The following is a 26,672-nucleotide window of genomic DNA, read 5'->3' on the forward strand; positions in this document are numbered from 1 at the left end:
ATTAACTGAATATTATGAATTGACCCAGTTTTCAAGCATTTTTTTTCCATTAGGAGTCAATACACTTTCCGGATGAAACTGTACTCCGCGAACATCATAAGTTTTATGACGCAAAGACATCACTTGGCCGTTTTCGTCAAAAGAAGTAGCTTCTAAACTTTCTGGCAAAGTAGCATCAACTACCCATGAATGGTAACGACCGACTTCGAATTCTTTGTCTAAACCTTGGAATAAAAGTTCGTCGTCAACCACTGTTTTTACGTTGGTTGCTACTCCGTGATACACTTTATCTAAGTTAGAAAGTGTTCCGCCGTAGACTTCGCCAATGGCTTGTTGACCAAGGCAAACTCCAAAAATGCTTTTAACAGGACCATATTTTTCAATAACAGGTTTTAACAAACCTGCTTCATCAGGAATTCCAGGACCTGGTGACAAAAGGATTTTATCAAAATGAGCAATTTCGTCTAATTCAAATTCGTCATTTCTATACACAGTAACCTCACAATTCAAATCTTCAAGATAATGCACTAAATTGTAAGTGAAACTATCGTAATTATCTATAACTAGTATTTTCTTCATTTTTTCATTGAAAAATTAAAAGATTAAAAGATTGAAAAATTAGCATAGTAGTCAATCTTTAAATTCTTAAATTATTAAATCTTTAAATTATTTTAAATAGTTTCTGCTAAATCTAAAGCTGTATTTAAAGCTCTCAATTTGTTGTATACTTCCTGCATTTCACTTTCTTCATCTGAACTGGCCACAATTCCGGCGCCCGCTTGTGAATGCAATTGGTGGTTTTTACTCAGGAAAGTACGAATCATAATGGCGTGGTTAAAGTTGCCTTCAAAATCCATAAAACCAATGGCACCTCCGTAAAAATTACGATTTGTTTTTTCGTAATCTTCAATTAATTGCATGGCTCTGTGCTTTGGAGCTCCACTCAGGGTTCCGGCAGGGAAGGTATCGGCAACAACCTGCATTGCCGTGGCATTGTCATGCAAATGTCCGGTAACTTTTGATACCAAGTGGATGACGTGAGAAAAGAATTGAACTTCTCTGTAACGCTCCACATTTACATTATGTCCATGACGGCTTAAGTCATTTCGAGCCAAATCTACTAACATCACATGTTCGCTGTTTTCTTTCTTATCTTCCGATAATTGTTTGGCTAAAACCGCATCTTTTTCGTCATCACCTGTTCTTTTGAAGGTACCGGCAATAGGGTGAATTTCGGCTTTTCTGTTTTTTACAATAATTTGAGCTTCCGGTGAAGAACCAAATATTTTAAAATCGCCATAATCAAAAAAGAATAGGTAAGGGGATGGGTTGATGCTTCTTAAAGCGCGATACACGTTGAATTCGTCTCCTTTAAAACCTTGGGTAAAACGTCTTGAAAGAACCAATTGGAACACATCTCCCCGATGACAATGTTTTTTAGCTAAGGCTACATTGTGTTTGAATTCTTCGTCAGTTAAATTGGATTTCCCTTCGCCATCTCGTGAAAATTTATATGAAGGAATATTTCTGGATTGCATCAACTGCTCAATTTCTGAAATATTATTTGTATCATCTACACTGTGACAGAAAATATAAGCCTCATTTTTAAAATGATTGATGGCAATGATATTTTGGTAAACTGCATAATAGACATCAGGAATTGTGGTTTCTTCATCTTTTTTAGCGATAGTTACTTTTTCAAAATAACGTACAGCATCATACGAGATGTAACCAAATAATCCATTATTGATGAACTTGAAATTATTTTTCTCTGATTTGAATTGTCCAGAGAATTGCTGAATTACTTCTGGAATATTCGTTTTTGCATCGATAACACTGGTTTCGGAAGTTCCGTCAGGAAATTGTTTGACAATCGTTTCGTTTTCAATTTTTATCGAAGCAATAGGGTTGCAACAGATGTACGAAAAACTGTTATCATTTCCGTGGTAATCACTGCTTTCCAGTAATAAACTATTTGGAAATCTATCTCTTATTTTAAAATACACACTAACAGGAGTAATAGTGTCAGCTAGTATTTGCTTGAATTTTGTATTTAGTTTAAATTGTTTCAATGGGAATAAATTTAAAATTTGTAAGCATTTGTTTGTAATTCGTCTGGCATAAAAAAAAGGCCTGTCGTGATGACAAGCCTTTTATATTTATTTAGAATAATACCATAGGAGCTTAGTTCACGACTATTGACGTAAATTGTTCCACCACCAAGTATTATTTGTAATTGTTTTCATGTTGCAAATATAGGAATGTAATTTTAATTTACAAATACTATAAAATAAAAAATAGATTTTAATTTGATAAAAGATGAGGAATTTTAGCTAAAAAAGAAACCCCGACAAGAAAATGCCGGGGTTGTCTCCAGTAAAATGAGTATTAATTGCGTATTAATTAGAACTTTAAAGTTACTGCTAAGTCAAATTCGTCATTGATTGTTTTATCTCCCAGGTTTTGAAAGAAGTTACCAGAATTGTACTCAATGCCATATTTAGTTCTGTCTACCTTAAATGCTGTTGTTGCTGTATTTCCATTTACGGTAATATCAAAATTAACAGGTTTAGTAATTCCTTTGATAGTTAAATCAGCAGTTACATTGTAAACGTTTGCTGATTTTGCGCCAATTTTTTTGAACACTAATGTAGCAGTTGGATATTTATCTGTACCAAAGAAATCATCCGCTTTAAGATGCCCGTTTAATTTTCCTTGATATTCACCAGTTAAATCAGTGGCAGTAAGAGAAGTCATGTCAACTGTAAAAGAACCACCTGCTAATTTCTTTCCTTTAAATACTACAGCACCATCTTTAAAGTTTACCGTTCCTGAGTGTTCTCCGGTTACTTTTTTACCAACCCATTTGATAGTTGATGCTTTGGTGTCAATTTTTTTAGTTTGTGCATTTACTGAAATGCTTGCTACTGCTACGAATAATGCTACTGCAATTGTTTTTAAATTTTTCATTTTGTTTGAATTTGATTTAATTAATAATTATAATGTGATAAATAATTCTTCTTCTGATTTTCTGACTTTTTTATAATGCTGTGTAGCATCTTCTTCATGTCTGTACCCTAATGTTGCAATAAGCGAAGTGTTAAGGTTTAGTTTGTCCAGACCTAAAATTTCGTTTAGCTGTTCAGGAACAAATCCTTCCATAGGAGTAACATCAATTTTTAATTCAGCAGCAGCATTTAATAAGTTTCCTAAAGCCAAATAAGTTTGTTTTGAAGTCCAGATGTTTTTGGAATCATCGGATAGTGTTACAATTTTTGATTTCATAAAATCACCATAAGCGGCTAATGATTCTACAGGAATGTTTCTTACGGTACTAATATTACTAACATATTCATCTATATCAGAATTGTCCAGTTTTGTTTTATTTGCAAAAACAATAAGATGAGATGCTTCTGTGATTTGAGATTGTCCCCAGGCTGCAGGCTGGATTTTAGCTCTTATTTCGGGATTTTCAACAATAATAACTTTGTAAGGTTGTAAGCCGTAAGAAGAAGAACTCAGACGGATCGCTTCTTTTAAAGTTTTTAAATCTTCTTTTGATATTTTTTTTGTTGCATCAAATTTCTTTGTTGCGTATCTCCAATTTTGGTTTTCTAAAAAATTGCTCATGATATTCTATTGTTAATTTCTATATTTTTCTAATAAATTGTTTAATTGTTCTAATTCTTCGATAGTCAGATTATTTGTCAAAGCATTTTCGTGTTCAATCACTTTTGGATCCAGTTCGGCTAAAACGTTTAACCCTTTTTGAGTAATCAGAACTTCTATTTTTCTGCGGTTGTCCGGACAAACATTTCGGGTAACCAATTCCTTTAATAATAATTTATCTACCAGTCTTGTTGTATTGCTGGTTTTAGCAATCATTCGTTCCTGAATGACACACATATTAGCGGGATTCCCTTTTTGACCTCTTAGAATGCGCAATACGTTGTATTGTTCTCCTGATAAATCATAAGGTTTTAAGACTTCATTAAACTTTTCAGTCAAAACATTCTGTGTATACATGATATTGAGAATAATTTTTTTCGAAAGGTTTAATTCAACCGTACTTTTTATTTCATCTTCAATTTTCATTCCAATACTGTTTTTATTTGTTGGTACAAATGTAACACTTTTTTTATTTGTATATACAAGTATTTAAATAAAAATTTTGATTTATTTTTGTTGTTAAAACATAAAGAGTCTTGTTAAGTGTTGATTATACTGGGTTTTTGCATGTTTTTTTACAAAAAAATAAGTTTTAAAAACGATTTTTTTTTAATAAATCAGCTTTAGGAGGAGTGATTTCTGATTTGGTTTTGTCCATAATTCCCAAATCATAGAGCCATTCTTCACATAAGCTCGTCCATAAATTTATAGACTTTGGATTGTTTTTTAATGCGATAGAATGACCGCCTTCAGGAAAAATATGTAAACTTCCTGAAATATTTTTATCGGTAATGGCCTGATAAAACAGCATTCCGTTAACAGGATTTACAACAGGGTCATTTTGTGCCAAAACGATAAAAGCAGGCGGAGTAGTGGCAGTAACCTGTTTTTCATTTGAAAATAATTCTACTTTTTCTGGAGCCGGGTTTTTCCCAAAAAAATTATCAAGGCTTCCCTTGTGGGCATATTTACCCATGGTGATAACAGGAGAAATTAAAATCATAAAGTCAGGATGGAAAGAAAACTCATCGAGAGCATCTTTAATAGAAGAATAATCCTGAACGTGAGTTCCTAATGTTGTTGCCAGGTGACCGCCTGCAGAAGCGCCCATCACACCAATTTTAGATGAATTTATCCCCCAAACTGACGCATTAGAACGAATGAATTTCATAGCTCTTTGTGCATCCTGTATAGGACCTTTTTCTCTTTCGGTTAAGTCAGGTGATGTTGGCAAACGGTGAATCAATACAAAAGCATTAATTCCCAATGTGTTTAGCCATTTGGCAAATTGAAAGCCTGCAATGTTATAAGTTAATTTCGCATAACCTCCTGGAGGACATATTAGTACAGCGCTTCCGGTATTTTCCTCTTTAGAAGTAAGGAAAGCGTACATTCCCGGTTGTGCTACCTGGGTGATTCGCTCTCTCTCCTCAAGGTGTTCCAGTGACAATCCTTTGGTATTCGGCATTTTGTTACTGGGCCATAAAGGAAAAAATTCCTGAGCCTGTATAGTGCCAAAACTAAAAAGTAGTATAATAAATGTTTTGATTTTCATTTTAAATTTCATTATAGATCATTTTCCTGTTGCTGAAGTAATGCCTTTCTTGTTTCCTGAATAGATTTTTTTCTTTTAATTGTGGTCAGCATAATTCCCAGCATCATTATTATTGCTGTTAAGAGAATTACCTGAATAATGAGAGATTTGTTTACCAAATGAATTTGACTCTCCGGCGCAATAGATAAAAACAAAAGGATAGTAATTAATCCCCTTGGAGCAACAAATAACAAGGGGAATATTGGGATTCCTGAAATTTTTAATTGCAGAAAACGTAAAACCAGAGCGATTCCCACAATGACTAATGCCCATAGGATAGAGTCGGGGTTTATAATCTCAGAAGTTTTAATCAGATAACCAAACAGTAAAAAGAATAATGCTCTGATTAAAAAAGTAGCTTCAATAATCAATTCTTTAAATTTCTGAACTTCTTTATTCAATAAATCGAGTCTGAATTGGTGTGCCCATCGGTAATTTTTTAATTCGTCTAAATTACCTATGGATAATCCAAAAACCATTATAAAAAGAAGAGCAGGTAAATGGAATATTTTTGAAATTTCATAAATTAATATGATAAGTAAAATAATAGGTACGAACTTGATGTGATGATCTATTTTATTCAAAAGAAACGAAAGTAAAATAGTAGCAACAAAAGAAATAATAATGATAATTAAAATTTCCAAGCAAAAATAACCAAAAGTATTGACTCCAAAACTGGTGTTGAAAGCCACGAAATTAAAAAATATTACACCAAAAATATCCGACAGACTGCTTTCATAAATCACAAATTCTTTATGACTTTGACGTAAATTACGAACGCTGGGAATGGCGATAGCACTACTAATTACACAAAAAGGGATCGCGTTGCTAAGACAGGTTTTAAAATCAAATTCAGTATAATAATAAAAAAGATAAGCAAGAGTAAAGGCCATCACAATTAAAGGTAAAAAAGAGCCTAAAGTTGATTTCTTTATCAGACCGATTTTGGATTTATTCAATTCCAGTTCTAACGATCCTTCAAGTACAATCAATATTAATCCAAGGGTTCCCAGAATAGGTAAAGTAGAGCTTAGATCAGGAAGTTTTATAACGAAAAAAGTGGTTATTTCTTTTACTATCCAACCTAAAAGCAGCAACAAAATAACAGAGGGAATTTTTGTTTTTGAAGCACTTAAATCAAACAAATAAGAAACCAACAATAAAATGCAAAGTGAAATTATAATTGTCATATATTTTATTTTTTATACCATATGACTGTTAAAATACGCGGCAAAAGGTATCTTTAAGTTGGCATATGCTGTATTCTGATGTTAAAATATAAAAAAAAATATAATTTAAAGACTTTGGAATTTTGTTTTAAGTTAATTTTTTGAATTGTTGCAGGCAATTTTTTTGCTGATTTCTATAAGATGTTTAAAATCAGCTGTTTTTTTATAAACATAATGAAACAGTGTTGAGCTTAATTTTCATATAATAACAAACGATTCCTAACATTTAATAATTCTGTTTGTAAAGCATCAATTTTTTGAAGTAAATTAAGTACTACGTCAATTCCTTCTATATTTACCTCTAAATCTTTATGCATCCGTACTATTTTTTCAATTTCATAAATAGATTCTTTGTGGACATATTGTACCTGATCTACAAACTGAATTTCAATCAGACCATTTTCATTTAAAGTATTAAAAAAATTAATTTCTAATTTGTAATGCTGACAGAGCGTATTTAAAGGAATAAAATTTTCGGTATTCATGATGTTCGTAATTTAGAAAGTTCAGTAAATAATTCGGTTTCTTTATTGGAAAGATTTGTAGGTATCCTGATTTCGAAAGTAATATATAAATCACCAAAAGCACCTTCTTTCTTATAGACAGGAAAGCCTTTACCTTTTAGTTTTACTTTAGTACCATTTTGAGTTCCGGGTTTTATATTTAGTTTGACTTTTCCATCAAATGTAGCCACTGTAATTTCGCCTCCTAATACGGCTTTGTACAAGTCAATTGTTTCTGTAATATACAGATTTTCTTTATCTCTTTTAAAAACAGCATGATTGTTTATCGAAAAAGTAATGTATAAATCACCTTTAGGGCCACCACCTGCACCTTCGCCTCCGTGTCCGGCAATTTTGATGGTTTGACCGTTCTCAATTCCTGCGGGGATCGTAAAACGAATGTTTTTACCATTGACGGTAATAGTTTGTTTATGAGTGGTGTATGCATCTTCTAAATTTAAATGCAATTCACTACTAAAATCGGGACCTTTAAAGGCGTTACTTCTGCCTCGGTTTCTTGTTGCATTACCAAAAAGGGATTCGAAAAAATCAGAATAATCGTCTCCGTCTCTGCCATAAGATCTGAATTCTTCCTCCGATCCGCTGCTGCCATAATAGCGTTGTTGCTGATGTGCTTTTTCATATTCAGCAGCATGTTGCCAGTTTTCACCATATGCATCATATTTTTTCCTTTTCTCGGCATTGCCTAATACTTCATTGGCTTCATTTATTTGTTTGAATTTTTGTTCTGCTTCCTTATCGTTAGGATTGATATCAGGATGGTATTTTCGGGCTAGTTTTCGGTAAGCCTTTTTTATTTCGGCATCTGTTGCTTTTTTATCTATTTCTAATACTTTGTAGTAGTCTATAAATGCCATATTGAATTATTTTTAATTATTTTTTCGGTAGCGCTCTTATAGAATTTCCTTTTGGAAATATCAAAATTTAATTTGGTTTTAAATTATCTTACCCTTATAAAGTTACTCAAAATTCAATTTAAAAAAGTGATATGATCATTTATTTTTGAAAAAAAAATCTTTTTTAGTATCTCTTTTTCAAACTATGTATGGAATAATATCAGAAAATTAAAAATGCCCGGATCAATAAGAAACGGGCATTTTAAATTTGAATGTACTAATTAAATTCCGAAAATTAATCCTGGAATGTTTGTGCGAGCAGTTTTTTATCTCCTACAATCCACAGCAGATCATTTTTTTCCAGAACAATATGAGATTCAGGGTTCAGTATGCGCTGTCCTTTTCGTTCTATTCCGACTAATAAACCATGGGTGCGTTCTCTAAGTTTTGATTGTCCGACACTTTGTCCAATGAACTCATTACTTGTAAGTTCAATTTGGCGTAAAATAATTTCATCTGTTACTTTTGTCGGGATTTCAATTTCATTTTGTGTTAAAAAGTTGGAGAATTCTTTGATTTGAGCATCCGAGCCAATCACGCCAATTTCATCGCCGGGGAATAAACGTTCCATTTTATTGGGAATCGGAATCATAATTTCCCCTCGCTTGATGTAAGCGATATTGACCCCTACTAATTCCCTCATTTTTATTTCACGAAGAGTCTTTCCAGCTAAATTAGATTCTCTTGCAATTTCAAAAGTCGTCATGTGTCCGTCCCAAGGGGTTAAATTAGCATAACGACGGTCTATTTTCTTTTCTTCTCTGTCATTAAGATTGGTCAGAAAATGACTTTCAATTTTATGATATTGTTCGTGTAATTTCTTCGGAAAAAACAAATAAATAATAATTGCTGTTACCAAAGCAAAAAATGCAATTACCGGAGAGAAAAATATATTTAACAGAAAACCAATGTAAAACACCGCTAGTCCCATCCGGAAAAAGAAAAGCATTAAAATAGGACCCCGGTATTTTTTTTCTTCAAATAACATGTCTACTTCCTTTACGGCAACCCGGCGTAGTGACAGCGCCCATAAAAAAGGTGAAATAATTACCATTGTAATTAATGCTGCAATAGCATTTCCAAACTTAGAATTTTCGACTAATGGTAATACAAATTTTGAAGACATTAAAATCACCGATGTGATGATAATCGTATGTAATATAATTTGGAGTAAATGTGCTCTGATCACTATCTGCCAGGTGCTTACCGATCGTATAGCCTGAGCATTTGTACTATAACGGGCAATTCTTTTCACCCATTTTCGGGGTAGTTTTTTCTCTAAATAACCAGAAAAAGGAACAGCCATCTTAACCATAAAAGGCGTTGTAAAAGTAGTTACTGCTGATACCGCTACCACTACAGGATAAAGAAAATTACTGGTAACATTCATCGACATTCCCAAAGTAGCAATGATAAAGGAGAATTCCCCAATTTGAGACAAGCTCATCCCGGTTTGTACCGATTGTTTTAGCGGTTGCCCCGAAATTAGTGCACCAACAGTCGAACTGATTGACTGACCAAAAATAGTAACTAAGGTCAGAATCATTACCGGAATAGCATATTCATATAAAGTTGCTGGATTAATCAGCATCCCTACGGATACAAAAAAGACGGCACCAAATAAATCTTTTACAGGTTTTATTAAATGTTCGATGTGTTCTGCCTGAGTAGTTTCAGCAATGATAGATCCCATTATAAAGGCTCCTAAAGCCGGAGAAAAACCAACATTGGAAGCTAAAATTACCATCATTAGGCATAAAGCTAAGGAAAGAATCAACATCATTTCGTCTGTTAGTAAATGCTTCGTCTTTTTTAACAATGTAGGAATAAAAAAGATTCCGCCCACAAACCACGCAACCAGAAAAAAACCTAATTTAAGTACAGAAAGTAATAATTCGCCCCCTGAAAATTGCTGACTAACAGCAACTGTGGATAGTAAAACCATCATTAAAATGGCAACAATATCCTGAACAATAAGCGAACCTATTACTATACCGGCAAATTGCTGGGCTTTTACTCCTAATTCGTCAAAAGTCTTAAGGATAATAGTGGTAGAGGATATCGAGAGAATTACTCCCAGAAAGATACAATCCATTTCTTTCCATCCCATCCATTGTCCCACCAGATATCCTATAAGTACCATGGCTATAATCTGGGTAATAGCAGTAATAGAAGCAGTTCCGCCCACTTTCATCAATTTCTTAAAACTGAATTCAAGTCCTAAACTAAATAAGAGGAAAATAACCCCTATTTCGGCCCAGACTTCTACACTGTGAACGTCTTTAACCGATGGGAAAAAATCAAAATGATTTCCCGCTAAAAATCCGGCTATTAAATAACCCAGTACTAAAGGTTGTTTAATTATTTTAAACAGCAATACAGCTATACCTGCTGTCATAAGGATTAATCCTAAATCACTAATTAAAGGTTTCAGATGTTGCGATGCTTCAGCAACTGCTGCGACTGTACTCATATATTATTCTTAATTTTTGCAATCGTGTTAAATATACTAAAAGCAGTTTTTATTTCCTATTTCAGAATTAATTAAAAACAGATTCATAAAAAAAGCTATCGGTAAGGATAGCTTTTAAAAAAAAATTAAATGTCTTGTAATTATATTCCTAAAAAGGTACTTGGTGTAATTTGTAATAATTCTGCTTTAATAGCATCCGATACTTCCAGTGTTCCAATGAACTCATGCATCGATTTTTTAGTAATGGCTTCGTTAGTTCTGGTTAAACCTTTTAAAGCTTCGTAAGGATTTGGATAGGCTTCACGACGTAAAATAGTCTGGATGGCCTCAGCGACTACTGCCCAGTTGTTTTCTAAATCTTCATGGAATTTAGACTCGTTCAATAATAACTTGTTTAATCCCTTTAAAGTAGCTTCAAAAGCAATAATGGTGTGTCCCATTGGTACCCCAATATTTCTCAGAACAGTACTGTCAGTCAAATCACGTTGCAATCTTGAAACAGGCAATTTAGCTGATAAATGTTCGAAAATCGCATTCGCAATTCCTAAGTTTCCTTCGGAGTTTTCAAAATCAATAGGATTTACTTTATGTGGCATTGCCGATGATCCAATTTCTCCCGCTTTGATTTTTTGTTTGAAATATTCCATCGAAACATACGTCCAGATATCTCTGTCTAAATCGATAATGATGGTATTGATTCTTTTTAATGCATCAAAAAACGCAGCAAAATGATCGTAGTGCTCAATTTGAGTAGTAGGAAACGAATGGTGTAATCCTAAATTTTCCTGAACGAATTGAGTACCAAATTGTTTCCAGTCAATTTGTGGGTAAGCCACGTGGTGGGCATTGTAATTTCCTGTTGCTCCACCAAATTTAGCCGCAAACGGAATGTTGAATAACAAACGCATTTGTTCTTCGATACGTTCTACAAAAACAGCAATTTCTTTCCCTAAACGGGTAGGAGAAGCCGGTTGTCCGTGCGTACGGGCAAGCATGGGAACATCCTTCCATTCTACACTTAATTCTTTTAATTTTGAAATTAAAGCAATCAATGATGGCATGTATACGCTCTCAAAGGCTTCTTTTGTAGAAAGAGGAATGGCTGTATTGTTGATGTCCTGAGAAGTCAGTCCAAAGTGAATGAATTCTTTGTATTCGGATAAACCTAATTTTTCAAAGGCATCTTTGATAAAATATTCAACGGCTTTAACGTCGTGATTCGTAACTTTCTCTGTTTCTTTAATCCAAAGTGCGTCTGCAGTAGAGAAATTTTTATAGATGTCACGTAAACTTTCGAATAAATTAGGGTTTACATTTTTTAATTGTGGCAAAGGGACTTCGCACAAAGCAATAAAATATTCAATTTCTACCAATACACGGTACTTGATTAAAGCTTCTTCAGAGAAAAAAGGAGCCAATGAAAGTGTTTTATTTCTATATCTGCCATCAATTGGAGAAATAGCATTCAATTCGTTTAAAGTCGTCATTGTGTTGTTATTTTTTCGAAAGGCACAAATATAGACAGAATTTTAGGAATTTCGGGCTATTTTTTGAATAGATTTATCTACTTTTTTGAATAGATTGTTACTGAAATTCGGCTATTAATCTGTTTTTTAATTGCAGTACTCCTTCTGATGCCCGGAGCGGAAATGTTTCCAATGGATTTCTTAAATCAGGAATTTGGATTGGTTTAGGATCGATATAAAAAACAGGTACATGTGGAGGCACAAAAGCTATTAATCCTGCTGCCGGATATACCTGTAATGAAGTTCCGATAACGGCAAAATAATCCGCACTTTCAGTAATCGTAAGGGCTTCATCAAAAGCCGGTACCGATTCACCAAACCATACAATATGCGGACGCAATTGATTTTTATATGAATCCATATCTCCTAAATTCAAATCGCCTTCCCATTCTAAAATATACTTTGGGTTTTTGGTACTTCGCACTTTAAGGAGTTCACCATGCAAATGCAAAACTTTTTTGCTTCCGGCGCGTTCGTGCAAATCATCTACATTTTGGGTGATGATGTGAACATCATAATGAATTTGGAGTTGGGCTAATTCTCTATGTCCTGCATTCGGCTTTACCTCTTTGAGTTGACGGCGTCTTTGATTGTAAAAATCCAAAACCAATTCGGGATTTCTGTACCAGCCTTCCGGCGAAGCAACATCCATTACATCATGACCTTCCCATAGTCCATCACCATCTCTAAAAGTTCTGATACCGCTTTCCGCACTGATTCCGGCTCCTGTTAAAACGACTAATTTTTTCTTCATTGTATTATTTCAACATTAATTTCATCAGTAAATCAGTTTGTTCATCATCACCTAATTTAAAAATATGTGTATCAAATTCCATAAAGCCATTTTTTTTATAAAAATTTATGGCTCTGTGGTTTTCCTCCCAAACTCCTAACCAAAGATAGCTTAAATCTTGTTTTTTAGCTATTTGTATGGCTTTTTCATATAATAATTGTCCAATTTTAGCTCCGTGAAACTTTTTTAAAACATAAATACGTTCTATTTCTAAAGCATTTTTGTCTTTTAGCTCTGTTTGTTCTTCTCCAAAGTTAATTTTCAAATAGCCTAGAATTTCAGTACCACGTACAGCAAAGTAGAATGCTGAATTGGGATTTGTTAATTCATGGGTTAGACGGTCAATTGAAAAATTATTTTTCAAATATTCTTTCATGTTTTCTTCGGAATTCACTTCAGCAAAAGTTTCAAAAAATGTTTGCGTGCTTATTTGTTGTAGTTTTTCTAGTCCTTCAACTCCTGTTTTTTTTATTTTTACTGTTTCCATATTCTATTTTTTTTACGAATTTAACCAATCTTTTTTTGATGGCAGAAAAGCTCGATACTTTTAGTTGAAATCTAATAAAAAATAAAAAAATGTATTTTTGCGCCAAAATTAAACCACAACAATGATTGATATAGATTACTTAAATTATCTGGAAACAATATTGACAGACAATCGCAAAGAACGTTTTTTAGAAGTATTGCAAAACCGAACGAAGCATTTTACGGTAGCTGTAGAAGATGTATATCAATTGCATAATACTTCAGCAGTAATGCGGAGTTGCGAGGTTTTTGGTATTCAGGAACTGAATGTAATAGAAGAACGCTTTGGAAAAAGAATAGACAAGCAAATAGCTATGGGCGCTCAAAAATGGGTGGATATCAACCGACATGATTCGGTTTCCAACTGTATTTCAACTTTAAAAGAACAAGGATATCAAATTATAGCCACCACACCACATGAAAAGGATTGCACACTGGAAAAATTTGACATTTCAAAACCAAGTGCTTTGTTTTTTGGAACAGAAAAAGAAGGTTTGTCCGAAGAAGTGATGCAAAATGCCGATAGTTTCTTGAAAATTCCCATGGTAGGATTTACCGAAAGTCTGAATATTTCGGTTTCAGCGGCTATCATCATTCAGGATTTGACCAATAGATTGCGTCGTTCTGATATCGACTGGAAATTAACTGATGCCGAAATTCTTGAAAAACGATTGGATTGGGCCCGAAAATCAATTAAAGATATCAAACGAATTGAAGCCAGATATTTCGAAGAAAATCCTAAGTAAGTTGCTGAGAAGCTAAGGCTCTAAGTGAAAATGAACTCAGAATCTTAGCTTCTTAGGAACTTAGAAACTATTTCTTTATAAAAAGAATTAACCCTAACACACTCACAATTAAAATACAAAGTGCCGCTAGAACCATTGTTAAATCACGCACGTTTTTGCCAGCCCAATCCATAAACAGGTATTTGTGTAAAATAGCAAAAGAATAACCTTCCACCATATCTGAATTTTTAATTTTAGCAGCCAGCCTGGAAGTGGCAGTTTCAATAAAATAAGTTGTTTTTTCAGGTGTATCATAAGCCAGTTTTACAACCGGTAAACGCTTGTTGACAAATCCATATTCTCTGCTTTCAAAATTAGTAATCACTTTCGATTCTAATAATTTTACATTTTCTAAAGAAGCTTCTGATTCCTCAGGAATTTCCGGATTCATCATTTCACAACAGGCTGCTTTTGGTGCGCCATCTGTAAAATAATAAGCCAAAAATTCAGCATATTCTAAGTCTAAATCAGCAGCAATTGTATTTGTGGAAGCATTAATGTAAACCACTTCAGTTTTCTGATTGTCTTTTTTATTCCATTTTGAATTGGCATTTGACTTAGGTTTTTTGAATTTTCCACTTGCTTTTTCTTCTAATTCACAACGGTAATAAATGCTGTCATTAAAGGTAATCAGACTCGCATTTTGAAAACGATTCCAGTCTAAATTCAGTTTGTTGTTAGCCAGTTGAATTTCGCTGGTTTTAAATGTAGGCTCGTACACCATTTTGTCTAAAGTGTATGGATCCCACTTGGTAGTAGCATGATACCCGCCACTAAACGCAAAAGTTAGGGTAAACAAGGAAATCCATATTCCTATTTGTCGGTGGTATTTTCGGATTCCTTTTTTAGGTTCTACGCTGTCAGATTTTTTGAATTGTTTCCACAAAAAGCCATAAATCACAATTCCGCTGATGGCCGAAAGTCCAATTATCGACAACAAAAAAATCATCGTGATAATGCGAATACTGTTATTGCTGATCGCATCAATAAACGACCAGTTATGAAACACATCAAAAAACCAGATAAAAAACTGTCTTGATGTGGGGTTGTAAGTAGCCAATTTGCCGGATGAAGTTTCCACATACACTTCCATGGTGTCGGGACGGTCTAAAGTAACTTTATAAACCGGTAAATATCTGTTGACATACTTGTACTGATTGTCAAATTCAGTAATGATTTCGCTGTTTTTTACGCTGCTTTTCTGATCGTCCAGAAAGTAACGGGAGAGCCATTCTGCATATATTGTATCTCCGTTTTTAAGTTCATTTCCGTTGGCGGTATCAAAATAACGCAAATCACCAATCAGGTTTTTTACCTGATAAAAAGTAGTATTGTTGAAAGAAACAATCCTGAAATTAGTAAATTGTTTGATATTGTTTTTCTCTAAAACTTCCTGAATGGAAAGAGACAGCTTACTTTGAGGAATTGTTACAGTTTCTAATTTGTCACGGGCAATCTCCGGTTTGAAAAAATGCGCCATAAAGGGATGCATCAATCCTGATAATGTCCAGAAAATAACCGGAATGATAGTGATAATGCCAATGATTCTGTGCCATTGGTACATATTCTGCTTGATTTTCCGGATAAATTTGGAATCTTTTTTTCTGTTGTTTTTCTTGCTCATCTTTGAGGATATATGATTTATTTTTTAGCCACAGATTTAAAGTCTTCTTCTAAAATAGTTACAATCTGAGATAATTTTATTATTAGTTTTTCAATGAAAAATTATATTGTAATCCTAATAAGAAAGTTCTGGGAGCAGCAGCTAAATAAGAAGGTTGTGATGCACTTAGATTTCCTCTGGATACATTATAAGCATATAATTTATCAGTGAGATTTATAATGTTTCCGTAAATTTCAATGCACTTCCATCGGTAACCCGCTCTAAAATTAAAAATATCATAGCCGGAATATTTTACAGTGTTTATCTGATCCTGATAATAACTTTCCACATGTTGCCATTCTACAGAAGTCCTGAAATTAGGAAACCATTCCGGATAATAATAAAGTTCTGAATTTCCGGACCATCTTGGAGCAGCAGGCATTTCTTTTCCGTTTAAATTTTGTAAAGCATCTGTAGTTATGTCAGAAACTTTGAAATCAACATAATGGTGCTGGGCATAAGTTCCTCCAAGTCTAAAATTAATTTCTTTACAAGGTTTGTAGTTAAAACCTAATTCAATTCCTTTATGACGGGTTGCTCCGGCCGAACGATAATCGGTTGAATTATCTTCCAGTTTTACATTTAATAATTCGTTTTTACCTTCCATATAGTAAAAGGCGTAGTCAAAGTTGAGTTTGTTTTCGAATAAGCTCATCCAGCCGCCAATTTCATAATTGTTGAAAGTAGCAGGTTTTAGATTGTAATAAAACTCAGCCGCAATTCCTGTTGTTCCACCCGTTCCTGATTTAGTTCTGAAAATAGAAGTGATTCCCGGAGGAGCAAACCCTTGAGAATAATTACCATAAAATCCGGCATTGTCTAACGGATTATAATTGGCTCCAATTTTAAAAGTAGCTTTATCATAGGTTTTACTTCCTGATGAAAGGTCTATGGCATTTTCATAATCTACTTTCATGTTGTCATAACGACCACCTAACGAAAGCACTACTTTTTCAAAAGGGTTAAAACTCAATTGTGCATAAGCAGCACTGTTGTAAATATCGGCAGTGTAATCGGCTATTTTTAAGTCTGGGCGTTCTGCAATAATTTCATAATTGTTTACTGTGACTCCACCGGGATTTAAGTTGGCTTTTAAATCAATTCGGTAAGACCAGTAGGTAACCGGAGAATAGTCATATAAAGCACCCGCTACTAATTTGGTATTTAAGAAATCAAATTTTTGGGTGTGTTGTCCAATAGCACCATAACTTTTAAAGTTATTCGAATTAATTTCTCCGGTTGCAGTAGTTGGATTATTTGTGGGACTCCATCGAATGCCGTAAGAAGGGTTTTGTCCCAGTTTGTTGTTCCTGTGATAGACTGTTAAATAACTGCTCGCGTTTAAATTCCAATCGTGTTCCAGTGTTAATCGCGTACGCAAAGCATCCGATTTTCTATAGGTAAAATCAGAGGTGCTTTTGTAATCCCGATTGTAAAAATCATTCTCATTCACACCGCCGCTCATATCCGAATAATATTTACCCCACATGGTATTGCTGATTAATCGGGTAGAAGGACTAATATTATAGTCAATCCGTACATTCAGATTGTCTTTATTATAATCTGAAAAAGTCATCCAGCCATTTTCCTGTAAACTGGAAATTCCGGCAATATGAAAACCAATTTTTCCAATAGTGGCTCCTCCGGCAGCCTGAACTCTTTTATAACCCCATTGATCAGCCTGGATTCCAAATTTAAATTCCGGATTCATACTTGGTTTTAACGATATAAAGTTAATCGTTCCGCCTACTGCTTCGGGTCCGTAAAGAGAAGAAACCGGCCCTTTTACGACTTCAATACTCTGAAGATTGAACTGGTTGATTTCCAGCAAAGCATTGTGGTTGAAGATTCCCATGGGTCTGATGGGTAAACCATCTTCCAGATATAAATAATAAGCATTCGTGGTCATGGGCTGACGAATGGACATCATGTGTTGTTCATTTCCCAGATTCACCATCAATACACCGGGCGTTTTATTGATAATTTCGTAAGCGGCTGTAGCTTTAGATTCATCGATGGTTTTAGCAGTTAATTTGCTAATGGCGACCGGCGTTTCTTTACGTAAAGTTGCGGTACGATTGGCGGTTATAAAAACATCATGAAGTTCGTGGACATTTGTAGTATCGGATTTGCTTTTATTTTGAGCAATAACAAATTGGCTTATCACTAATAAAGCCAGAAACATTTTTTTCATTTTAATGGATATAAATTATGAAATAACGAGCTTTTCCCGGATTGAATCCAAGAAAATTTCTTTTCAGTAAGAAATTGAAAAGAGATATTAAAATTTATATCAAAACGGATGGAGGTCTAAAGGAAGAAAGAGAAACTGAAACGGGTTGCTTCTCTATTGTATAGAAATTAGGTTTGATAATAAAATCAAATGCTATTAACTTAAAATCATCAGCAACAACGGTATTTTGAATAAAAACCAAATCTACTTTGCTGTCGAGATTGTTTTGCATTCTTTTTTCGTTGTCTTCATATTTTTTAAGACTTTTTTGAAGTTCACAACGACCGTTACAACTGTTATTGATCATTTTTCGCTGTACACAAATGGTTTTTGCAATTTCGTCCTGATTTAATTTGAATGAAGTATAAACAAAGAAACTACCAAAACTAGGTAGTAATAAAAGGATAGAAAGTACTATGCTGAATAATGACTTCAAAAAAGCGGTCTTTTGTTTCGGCTGCAAAAATACAGTTTATTATTTTTTAGCGAATACTTTTTACTTTTTTTAACACAAAAAAACAGCTTTGTCTAAAACGGATTAGTTTTTTCTAGAGCTTTTTTGGCAATACTTTTTCAAAAGCTTTTCTGGCACTTCCTCTAAAATACACTTCACCACACAATTGATAACCTTGTTTTTCAAAAATTTTCAACATGGCGATATTGTCAAAATTAGTGTCGGCTTTGATGCTGTAAATTTGATTGCTCAGGGCAAATGCTTCAATGAAATTTAAAATTGTTTTTGACAAACCTTTCCCTAAATGCGCTTCATCAATAGCAACGCGGTGGAAAACCACAAAATCAGCATTAGTCAGCCATTGCCCAATGATGTTAGCATATTCAGGTTCGTCATTTATCATTACGGCGGTGTAACCGATGATTTCCTCGTTAAGAGTCAACACAAAACCCGCCTCTTTTTCAATGTCTTTTTGAATCACTTCAGGATTAGGATAGCCATCCTGCCATTGATTGCTGCCGTCTTCTTTGCGGCGCTGAATGGCTTTTTGTAAAATAGCCCAAATTTGAGGAATCTCAGCAATAGTGGCTTTTCTAAATTGATAATTCATGAATTAGACTTTTAATAAATTACAAAGATTTTTTCATAATTAGGGTAGTTGTGGGTGAAATTTTCATAGCAATATAAGGTAGAGCGGTTCCTTTCAACATGGGTTTCATTGTTGGTGCTACGAACGAAACGAAAGTCTATCTGTTATGTGACGTTTTTAATTTTCTACTACTTCTGTTATTCTTAATTTACTTTCTAAATCGTACCAATGCACAAATTGACGCATTGCATTTATATTATCTTGTCCTTCATTTGTGTCAAAAAAAATTGCTTCTTCGCTTCCTATTTCGGTAGAATATTCCTTAATTAAAATGCTGTAAAATTCATCAATATCACAATATTTTTTTAGTAATTCAAAACTATCTTTCTTAAAATCTATTTTATAAGGATTTGGATTAGATGAACTATATATAGTTGAAGTTAAAGCATATGTTATTTTAGAAACTATTTTTGAATTCAAATTAATTAACTCATTTATATATTCTCTTAACTCTTTCGTGTTTTTTTCGTACCAAATTTCTAGTAATGAAAATATATTATTTTCATATTTTTCAAATAAGTTAGTATTATTGATAGAACAATCTAATGAAGCTCTTTCAAGAAGTATGTTGTCTAATAATTTCATGTCAGAACTTTTTACTGTTTTTTCATCTTCTGTATTACCTACTTTTAACCATCTATTAATTTCTTTTGAAAATTCAAAAGGTATTTCATTTGTCATTAAGTATTTTGAAAATTCAAGTTTTTCAGGATAATTATTATGTTTTAAAAGTAATCTACTAATTGTTATTGCGGCTTGAGATTTTGGATTGCTAAATCCAAACATAAAGGCGCCACCTTTCATTCCTTCAAATTTATTTTCATTTTGACAAACTATTTTTGAAATTATTTGTCTTGAATTCCAATCTAAGTTGTCTTCATAAAAACTTATTTTATTCAGATATTCTAAAGCATCAACATTTTTTAATATTTCATTTGTTTCAGCTAAAATTTCATCAAATGTTTTTGAATCAAGGCTTTCCATATAGCTGTCAAAATAAACATCTGAAATATCATCTTTTGGAACACTGTAAATAAAGTATCTATTAAAATATTTTAGTGAAGTAATTCTTTTTCCTTTCGTCCAATCTTGGCTAGCATTCCTAAAACTATAATTTTCAATAGCTTCTTTTATATATGGAAATAAATTTTTAAGTAAGTTTAATATCGCTTTTTTTTCATTTTTAGACAATTTGCTGTTTAATTCTTCAATTTTGGATTTAAATTCCTCGATCTTTGAATTATCTTTTCCATTAGAGAATTTGTCATTATATGACTCAATAAAGTATTCAGGAGAATCTTTTATAAATTCGTAATGCTTGGGATAAAATATTTTTACTCCTTCAAAAAGAATTAAATCAGAAATATTAACTTCTCCTTTCAAAAGTGGAATTAAAAAGGATAGGGAATTTGAATATCTAATAGCTAACCTAGGTGTTTTTATTTTTAAAAGAATATTTTGTGAAATTAAATAACCAATATTTTGTTCCTCGTTTGTTCCTAAATCAATTTCATTTTCACTTAAAATATTATTTAATAATTCAAAAGTATAATTAAGTAAATCTTTACTCAACGCTTGAGGTATCCTTAAAGGAACTTGAATTATTTTTTCAAGAAAATTATGTCCTGAATTTCTATTTCCTTCTGCAAATCTTTCTCCAATTGCGGAAGCTACCATTTCATCATCAAATGATAATATATAATAAGTTTTTGAAAAATCACCTGTTAATTTAATAAGCTTAAACAATGAAAATAATTCTTGTTTATCAAGGCGATCAATATCATCGATTATAACGACAATTTTTTTATCGCTTTCTTGTAGAAAATCATTAACTCTATTTTTCAAATCCTCTAATTGTGTATCGGAGAAATTTTCACTTAATTTTGATAAATCAAAATTGAAAATACTTGTAACGCTTCCGTATTTTTTTAAGAAATCAACAAATTTTTCAGATTTAGTATTTAATTCTCTATTTAAAACTTCTGAGATGTTTTTCAGAAAATTTAAAATTAAATCATCTTCATCTTTAAATCTCCAAGGATTAAATTTTACAATTAGAACATCATCATTTGTGATCAATTCTTCTTCAATCATATTTAAAACTGAAGATTTTCCTTCTCCCCAAATACCATATAATCCAATTACTAAACCATCATTATCAATTCTTTTAGTTATAGTATTAGCTATTCTATTTGAAAATTTATTTCTGTTAAATCTATCTTGTGCTTTAGCAAAAATTGGTTTGTCAGAATTGTAAATTTGTTTCATAATTTCGTTATTTTTGGGTAAATGTCACATAACATTATTCTGTTTTGAGATGGCTAGAAATTCGTAAACGCTCAGTTTTCTGCTTAACGTAAACTTGATGCGAAACATTAATTCCACTAAATTCCAGCTATATCAAAATAGCTGTTGTGCATAGTTATTCTTTAAGATGTTCTAATACTTGATCTTTAGTTGTCAATATTTCTGATTGGTTTTCTTTCCACTCAAGATCGTTATTAATATCAATTTCTTTACAGTAATATTTTCCATTAGCAATTAGACTTTTCATTCCTTTTTTGTAAAGAATTTGAGTGCTGCAAATTTTTGGTTTTAAATATGTTCTAACCACTTCTGGTGTTAAAACAATATTTACTCCAAAATAATCTGTTTGTACACTTGGATAAGTTATTCCACTTACATCTGGATGTAAAAGAGCTATATTCGTATATGCTGCACTTATCTTGTATTCTTCTGGATTAATTACTTTTTTTGAAAACTCTTCACTTATAAATTTCAAAAACTCTAAGTGAAAAGCTATTTCTTGTGGCTCTAAATTATGTTCTTGAAGTAATTTTGTTTGATTTTCGAATGATTTAGCTATATCAGGATTATTTTTTAAAGCATATTCAGAGAAAACGACTTCTACGACTAATAGTTCTTTTTGAGTTTCCCATCTACTAACAGTGTAATGCTCTCCATCTGTGCAGTCTGTTCCAGATACTCTAAAAATATGTGAGGTTTCAGCTATTGCTGTAAGTCTTGGTTTGTCAATTAACGTTGTTTCTAATGCTCCATAAAACATAACCTGATGCGGATTATTTGCCCTGCCAAATGAGGTTAGTACATTGTCGATTACATTTTTATCTTTTATATACCCGAGGTCGTCGATGTGTCTAAATAATGCTGTTCCATTGTTTGGTCTTACTCTGTCTATAAAAGCATTTGTCCACAACTTGGCAATTGGAAGTGGAATAAATTTAATTCCATTTTTTAATAAATCATATATTTCTTCATATGATATTGAAGTTAGATTTTGTGAATGTTCCTTTAACTTTTCAAATGCTTGATATTTATCCATTTCGTTTTTCTATTATTACGCACAACTAATGAATACCCGAAGCAAACCTTCGTATATCTACCGAGAATCAGCTAGATTGGAGAAGTTTTGTTTCGCTTTATAGTTTTGCCAAATATATTGATTTTTTCTTACAAAGAATCAAAAGGGCTTTTTATTTGTTAACCACTTTTGGAATTAAGCAACAATTCTATTGATAGGTAACATTGAAAACCAGACGTACTACAATAGCCCCGATAGCAGCGACATCTCCCGCCTTTTTTGGCGGGAATATAGTGGATAGCGGGAGGGAAGTGATTATGAAAAGGAGTAGTTGTGCTGCTAATGAAAAAATATTAAAACGATTCTCGTCCCGATAGTTATCGGGACATTTTTTGTTTCGTTTCACTGCACAAAAAACACTCGAATTGACGTTTAATATTAGATTACACCTGAATCACACCCAGATTAAATTGCTTTTCAATAGGAGCGTGGTTAGCGGCTTCGATACCCATAGAAATCCATTTTCGGGTTTCCAGTGGGTCGATGATAGCATCTGTCCACAGGCGGGAAGCGGCATAATACGGCGAAGTTTGCTCATCATAACGCGCCTTGATTTTAGCGAATAATTCGGCTTCCTTAGCTTCGTCAACGGTTTCACCTTTGGCTTTTAGAGACGAAGCTTCAATTTGGGCCAAAACTTTAGCGGCCTGAGTTCCGCCCATAACGGCCAATTCAGCACTTGGCCAGGCTACAATTAATCGGGGATCATAAGCTTTGCCACACATGGCATAGTTTCCGGCACCATAGGAATTCCCCACAATCACAGTGAATTTAGGCACTACCGAATTGCTTACGGCATTGACCATTTTAGCGCCATCTTTGATGATTCCTCCATGTTCTGATTTGGAACCCACCATAAAACCGGTAACGTCCTGAAGGAAAACCAAAGGAATTTTTTTCTGGTTGCAATTGGCAATAAAACGAGTGGCTTTATCGGCACTATCAGAGTAAATAACACCGCCAAACTGCATTTCGCCTTTTTTAGTTTTGATTACTTTTCGTTGGTTGGCAACAATTCCCACCGCCCAGCCGTCAATACGGGCATAACCGGTAATAATAGTTTGTCCGTAGCCGTCTTTGTACGCTGCAAACTCCGAATTATCCACCATACGACTGATAATTTCCATCATGTCGTATTGCTCGGTTCTGGCTTTAGGAAGGATTCCGTAGATTTCTTTTTCGTCTAAAGCAGGTTTTACAGCTTTGATGCGGTTGAATCCTGCTTTATCATAATCACCTATTTTATCAACGATATTTTTTATTTTATCTAAGGCATCCTTGTCATCTTTGGCTTTATAATCCGTCACGCCTGATATTTCGCAATGTGTAGTAGCTCCGCCCAGGGTTTCATTATCAATGCTTTCGCCAATAGCGGCTTTAACCAAATAACTTCCCGCCAGAAAAATGCTCGCTGTTTTGTCAACAATAATCGCTTCATCACTCATAATAGGCAAATAAGCACCGCCGGCAACGCAGCTGCCCATAATAGCCGAAATTTGGGTAATTCCCATACTGCTCATGAGGGCATTGTTTCTAAAAATGCGTCCAAAATGTTCTTTGTCCGGGAAAATTTCGTCTTGCATAGGCAAATACACTCCGGCACTATCCACTAAATAGATAATTGGAATTTTATTTTCCATCGCAATATCCTGTGCACGAAGGTTTTTCTTAGCAGTAATTGGAAACCAGGCACCTGCTTTTACAGTAGCATCATTAGCCACTACAATACATTGTTTTCCTTTGATGTAACCTACTTTCACCACAACACCTCCCGAAGGGCAACCACCATGTTCTTTGTACATTCCGTCTCCCACAAAAGCTCCAATTTCGATACTTTCGGCTTTGTCATCCAATAAATAATCCACACGTTCGCGAGCGGTCATTTTGCCTTCGGAATGTAATTTTTGAATGCGTTTTTCGCCTCCTCCTAATTTAATTTTAGAGAATCTTTGTCTTAAATCAGAAAGTAAAAGTTTATTGTGGTCTTCGTTTTTGTTGAAGTTTAAATCCATAGTGTTTGTAATTGCAAGAAAATTGATGGCTAAAATACAAAACCAATTGAAGTTTTTTACTTTTTTACCCTATAAGTCATGTAAGTTTTTTGATTTTATCTGAAGAAAAAAGCTAAGCTCATATAAGGTTTAGTAATCTGTGTCATCTGTGGTAAAAACTTTTTAGACAGTATCTTTTTTTAATTGAATTTAGAAAAAAAAGAACCGCAGATTCACAAAGTTTAAATTTCATGAATCTGCGGTAAAAATAAAAAAAAATAAAAAAATTATTTTTTAGAGTCGTTTACGAGTCTTTTTAAGATTGCCCATTGTTTGAGTGCGTCACGAGCTTCCACAGCCGGGTACCCCAGCACGGTTTTACCCGCCGCAATATCGCAGGTTACTCCTGATCCGGCACCCACTACAGCACCATCGCCAATAGTGGTGTGATCTTTTATAGAAGCGCTTCCGCCAATGATTACACCATTGCCTAAAGTCACTGAACCTGCAAGACCGCTGTTCCCGGCCATAATACAAAACTGTCCTAACTTGCTATTGTGTCCTATTTGTACTAAGTTGTCTATTTTACAGCCATTCCCTAAAACGGTCGAGCTGAATTTTCCTCTGTCAATACAGCTGTTAGCTCCAATTTCGACATTGTCGCCAATAATTACATTTCCAATCTGTGGTATTTTAGCCAAGCCCTTTTCAGGACAAGGACGAAAACCAAATCCATCTGCCCCGATAGTTACATTTGGATGAATAATGCATTCATTTCCTATATGACAACGCTCTCTGATTACAGTACCGGACCAAATAATAGTATTTTCCCCGATGGTAGACTCATCCAGAATAGTGGTGTTTGGATAAATGGTAGTGTTTGCTCCAATTTTTACTTTAGGGCCAATATAGCTTCCGGCACCAATTTTAGCTCCGGGACCTATAGAAGCCGTTTGATCCACTACAGCTGTAGGATGAATAGCTACATGAAATTCAGGTAGTGATGGCGCAAAAAGTTCCAGAATCTGAGACATGGCCAGATCGGCATTTTTAACAATTATAAAGGCTCTGTTTTCTCCCGGTTCAATAGAAATATCTTCATTTACAACGGCAACACTTGCTTTTGAAGCGGCCCACAATTTTTCATACTTTTTATTTCCAATAAAAGAAATCTCAGAATCAGACGCTGCTTCAAGTTGCTCTGCCGCAGTAATGTTTTGAAGCGTATATCCTGATATAACGCCTTTTAGGACATCATTTATTTCCTGTATTGAATAAGATTTCATGTTTTGTTAAGAAGATTAGGTTAAATAGAAGGGTCAAATAAAGTGATTCTATATACATAATCCTAATTTTTTAAGAATAGCAGCAGAAGATTTAACATCAGCTTCTATTTAATGCATATTTGTAATAATTTTATTAAATAAAAAAAGTGTTAAAACAAAAAAAACTACTTGAGAAAGTAGTTTTTTAAGAAGTAAAGAGGTCTTTATATTTTAACCTTGATGACTATTTTTTTTATTTTTCCATTGCTTATCATGGCAGCATGCACATCTTCCGGAAATAAGATAGTAAACTGACCCGGATTTAGTTCAAAAAACATATCGGGTTGGTCAAAGAAAAATCGAACGTCTTTTTCATCGCTGTAATCGCCATTAGGGCTTACACATTTTTCTCTTGGTTTCCAGGCATAGGTTTCCGGTCCGGCAACGCAAACCTGAATGTCGATATTTTTATCGTGGCATTCAAAATGTACTAAACTTTGTTCCTTAGAATTTCCATTTCCTGAATTTACAATGATTTTTAAATCATCAGTATATTGGGTTACGCCATCAGCCAGATTAGCTAAATCATTTTCATTTAAAAATTGGAATGCTTTTTCGAAGGCTGGATGTAAGCCATAATATTTTGCAGCATTGTTTAATGAATCTACAATCATTTTAAAGTTGTTTTTTAAATTTTAGGTTTTAAATTTTAGGTAAAGTAATAATTCCGTTTTGGGAATAAAAAATAAAAATACAGTTTTAAATTTAATGGTCAGACAAAATTTGCAAGAAATAATGCTGTGACAGCCGAAGATTGAAACTAAGCCGTTGGGTGTAATTAGCTTTTGATAATGATTTTTCGTCAGTTCGAGTGATTTTCGATAAAATTGTATCGAGAACAAGAAAAATTATTATCAAAAAAGATTCTCGATACATTTTTTACTCCATTTTATTACGTAAAAAACACTCGAATTAAGGTTTTTGATAATTACACCCAACGGGCTGAAACTAATAAAAGCAC

23 protein-coding genes are annotated in these 26,672 nt (G+C 33.6%); 1 reads left to right on the forward strand and 22 read right to left on the reverse strand.

The features are described from left to right. Positions 1-12 precede the first annotated feature (12 nt). The 13 genes from ABS764_RS00175 to ABS764_RS00235 all read right to left on the reverse strand — a co-directional run bounded on the left by ABS764_RS00175 (position 13) and on the right by ABS764_RS00235 (position 13,191). Positions 13-579 carry an anthranilate synthase component II gene (locus ABS764_RS00175; RefSeq protein WP_408078740.1) on the reverse strand — a complete coding sequence of 189 codons (567 nt, stop codon included), beginning with the start codon at positions 577-579 and terminating at the stop codon, positions 13-15. Between the two features lie 92 nt (positions 580-671). Then, entirely contained in the window at positions 672-2,072 is a 1,401-nt protein-coding gene (locus ABS764_RS00180) for an anthranilate synthase component I family protein (protein ID WP_408078742.1), read from the reverse strand. Between the two features lie 331 nt (positions 2,073-2,403). Then, a complete protein-coding gene (locus ABS764_RS00185; RefSeq protein ID WP_408078744.1) occupies positions 2,404-2,970 on the reverse strand; it encodes a YceI family protein in 567 nt (188 codons plus the stop codon). A 27-nt stretch (positions 2,971-2,997) separates the two neighbouring features. Next, positions 2,998-3,630 (reverse strand): NAD(P)H-dependent oxidoreductase, encoded by a 633-nt coding sequence (locus tag ABS764_RS00190; protein ID WP_408078746.1) that lies wholly within the window; start codon positions 3,628-3,630, stop codon positions 2,998-3,000. 12 nt (positions 3,631-3,642) lie between these two features. Beyond that, positions 3,643-4,095, reverse strand: a complete 453-nt coding sequence (locus tag ABS764_RS00195; protein ID WP_408078748.1) for a MarR family winged helix-turn-helix transcriptional regulator — start codon at positions 4,093-4,095, stop codon at positions 3,643-3,645. Positions 4,096-4,261: 166 nt separating this feature from the next. Continuing rightward, positions 4,262-5,224, reverse strand: coding sequence for an alpha/beta hydrolase (locus tag ABS764_RS00200; RefSeq protein WP_408078750.1), 963 nt, complete (start codon positions 5,222-5,224; stop codon positions 4,262-4,264). Between the two features lie 11 nt (positions 5,225-5,235). Continuing rightward, on the reverse strand, positions 5,236-6,453 hold the full coding sequence (locus tag ABS764_RS00205) for a cation:proton antiporter (RefSeq protein ID WP_408078752.1): 1,218 nt from the start codon (positions 6,451-6,453) through the stop codon (positions 5,236-5,238). 230 nt (positions 6,454-6,683) lie between these two features. Further along, complete coding sequence (locus tag ABS764_RS00210; RefSeq protein WP_408078754.1) at positions 6,684-6,977, reverse strand: chaperone modulator CbpM; 294 nt, start codon at positions 6,975-6,977, stop codon at positions 6,684-6,686. After that, a complete protein-coding gene (locus ABS764_RS00215; RefSeq protein ID WP_408078756.1) occupies positions 6,974-7,873 on the reverse strand; it encodes a DnaJ C-terminal domain-containing protein in 900 nt (299 codons plus the stop codon). Before ABS764_RS00215 ends, ABS764_RS00210 begins: the two co-directional genes overlap by 4 nt. Positions 7,874-8,147: 274 nt before the next feature. After that, positions 8,148-10,385 carry a cation:proton antiporter domain-containing protein gene (locus ABS764_RS00220; protein WP_408078758.1) on the reverse strand — a complete coding sequence of 746 codons (2,238 nt, stop codon included), beginning with the start codon at positions 10,383-10,385 and terminating at the stop codon, positions 8,148-8,150. 140 nt (positions 10,386-10,525) lie between these two features. Beyond that, positions 10,526-11,872 carry an adenylosuccinate lyase gene (purB, locus tag ABS764_RS00225; RefSeq protein WP_408078760.1) on the reverse strand — a complete coding sequence of 449 codons (1,347 nt, stop codon included), beginning with the start codon at positions 11,870-11,872 and terminating at the stop codon, positions 10,526-10,528. A gap of 97 nt (positions 11,873-11,969) precedes the next feature. Continuing rightward, complete coding sequence (locus tag ABS764_RS00230) at positions 11,970-12,665, reverse strand: SIR2 family NAD-dependent protein deacylase (protein WP_408078763.1); 696 nt, start codon at positions 12,663-12,665, stop codon at positions 11,970-11,972. Positions 12,666-12,669: 4 nt separating this feature from the next. Beyond that, positions 12,670-13,191, reverse strand: coding sequence for a GNAT family N-acetyltransferase (locus ABS764_RS00235; RefSeq protein WP_408078765.1), 522 nt, complete (start codon positions 13,189-13,191; stop codon positions 12,670-12,672). A gap of 121 nt (positions 13,192-13,312) precedes the next feature. Between ABS764_RS00235 and ABS764_RS00240 the strand changes: the two genes are divergently transcribed. After that, a complete protein-coding gene (locus ABS764_RS00240; RefSeq protein ID WP_408078767.1) occupies positions 13,313-13,975 on the forward strand; it encodes a TrmH family RNA methyltransferase in 663 nt (220 codons plus the stop codon). Positions 13,976-14,042: 67 nt separating this feature from the next. On the opposite strand, the gene ABS764_RS00245 is transcribed toward ABS764_RS00240, so the two are convergent. The 9 genes from ABS764_RS00245 to ABS764_RS00285 all read right to left on the reverse strand — a co-directional run bounded on the left by ABS764_RS00245 (position 14,043) and on the right by ABS764_RS00285 (position 26,325). Beyond that, complete coding sequence (locus ABS764_RS00245; RefSeq protein ID WP_408078769.1) at positions 14,043-15,638, reverse strand: PepSY domain-containing protein; 1,596 nt, start codon at positions 15,636-15,638, stop codon at positions 14,043-14,045. Positions 15,639-15,720: 82 nt separating this feature from the next. Beyond that, a complete protein-coding gene (locus tag ABS764_RS00250; RefSeq protein ID WP_408078771.1) occupies positions 15,721-17,871 on the reverse strand; it encodes a TonB-dependent receptor in 2,151 nt (716 codons plus the stop codon). Positions 17,872-17,965: 94 nt separating this feature from the next. After that, complete coding sequence (locus tag ABS764_RS00255) at positions 17,966-18,346, reverse strand: hypothetical protein (RefSeq protein ID WP_408078773.1); 381 nt, start codon at positions 18,344-18,346, stop codon at positions 17,966-17,968. Positions 18,347-18,458: 112 nt separating this feature from the next. Further along, complete coding sequence (locus tag ABS764_RS00260) at positions 18,459-18,974, reverse strand: GNAT family N-acetyltransferase (RefSeq protein ID WP_408078775.1); 516 nt, start codon at positions 18,972-18,974, stop codon at positions 18,459-18,461. A 156-nt stretch (positions 18,975-19,130) separates the two neighbouring features. Beyond that, positions 19,131-21,281, reverse strand: coding sequence for a KAP family P-loop NTPase fold protein (locus ABS764_RS00265; protein WP_408078777.1), 2,151 nt, complete (start codon positions 21,279-21,281; stop codon positions 19,131-19,133). Between the two features lie 154 nt (positions 21,282-21,435). Then, entirely contained in the window at positions 21,436-22,356 is a 921-nt protein-coding gene (locus tag ABS764_RS00270) for a hypothetical protein (protein WP_408078779.1), read from the reverse strand. Positions 22,357-22,778: 422 nt separating this feature from the next. Further along, complete coding sequence (locus tag ABS764_RS00275) at positions 22,779-24,407, reverse strand: acyl-CoA carboxylase subunit beta (RefSeq protein ID WP_408078781.1); 1,629 nt, start codon at positions 24,405-24,407, stop codon at positions 22,779-22,781. Between the two features lie 266 nt (positions 24,408-24,673). Further along, the gene (gene lpxD / locus ABS764_RS00280) at positions 24,674-25,672 is read right to left on the reverse strand and encodes a UDP-3-O-(3-hydroxymyristoyl)glucosamine N-acyltransferase (protein WP_408078783.1); all 999 of its coding nucleotides are present in this window, start codon (positions 25,670-25,672) and stop codon (positions 24,674-24,676) included. 203 nt (positions 25,673-25,875) lie between these two features. After that, positions 25,876-26,325, reverse strand: a complete 450-nt coding sequence (locus tag ABS764_RS00285) for a YhcH/YjgK/YiaL family protein (protein ID WP_073245529.1) — start codon at positions 26,323-26,325, stop codon at positions 25,876-25,878. Positions 26,326-26,672: the final 347 nt, after the last annotated feature.

Origin of the sequence: Flavobacterium plantiphilum (genome assembly GCF_046000495.1) — a bacterium.
Taxonomy (GTDB): domain Bacteria; phylum Bacteroidota; class Bacteroidia; order Flavobacteriales; family Flavobacteriaceae; genus Flavobacterium; species Flavobacterium plantiphilum.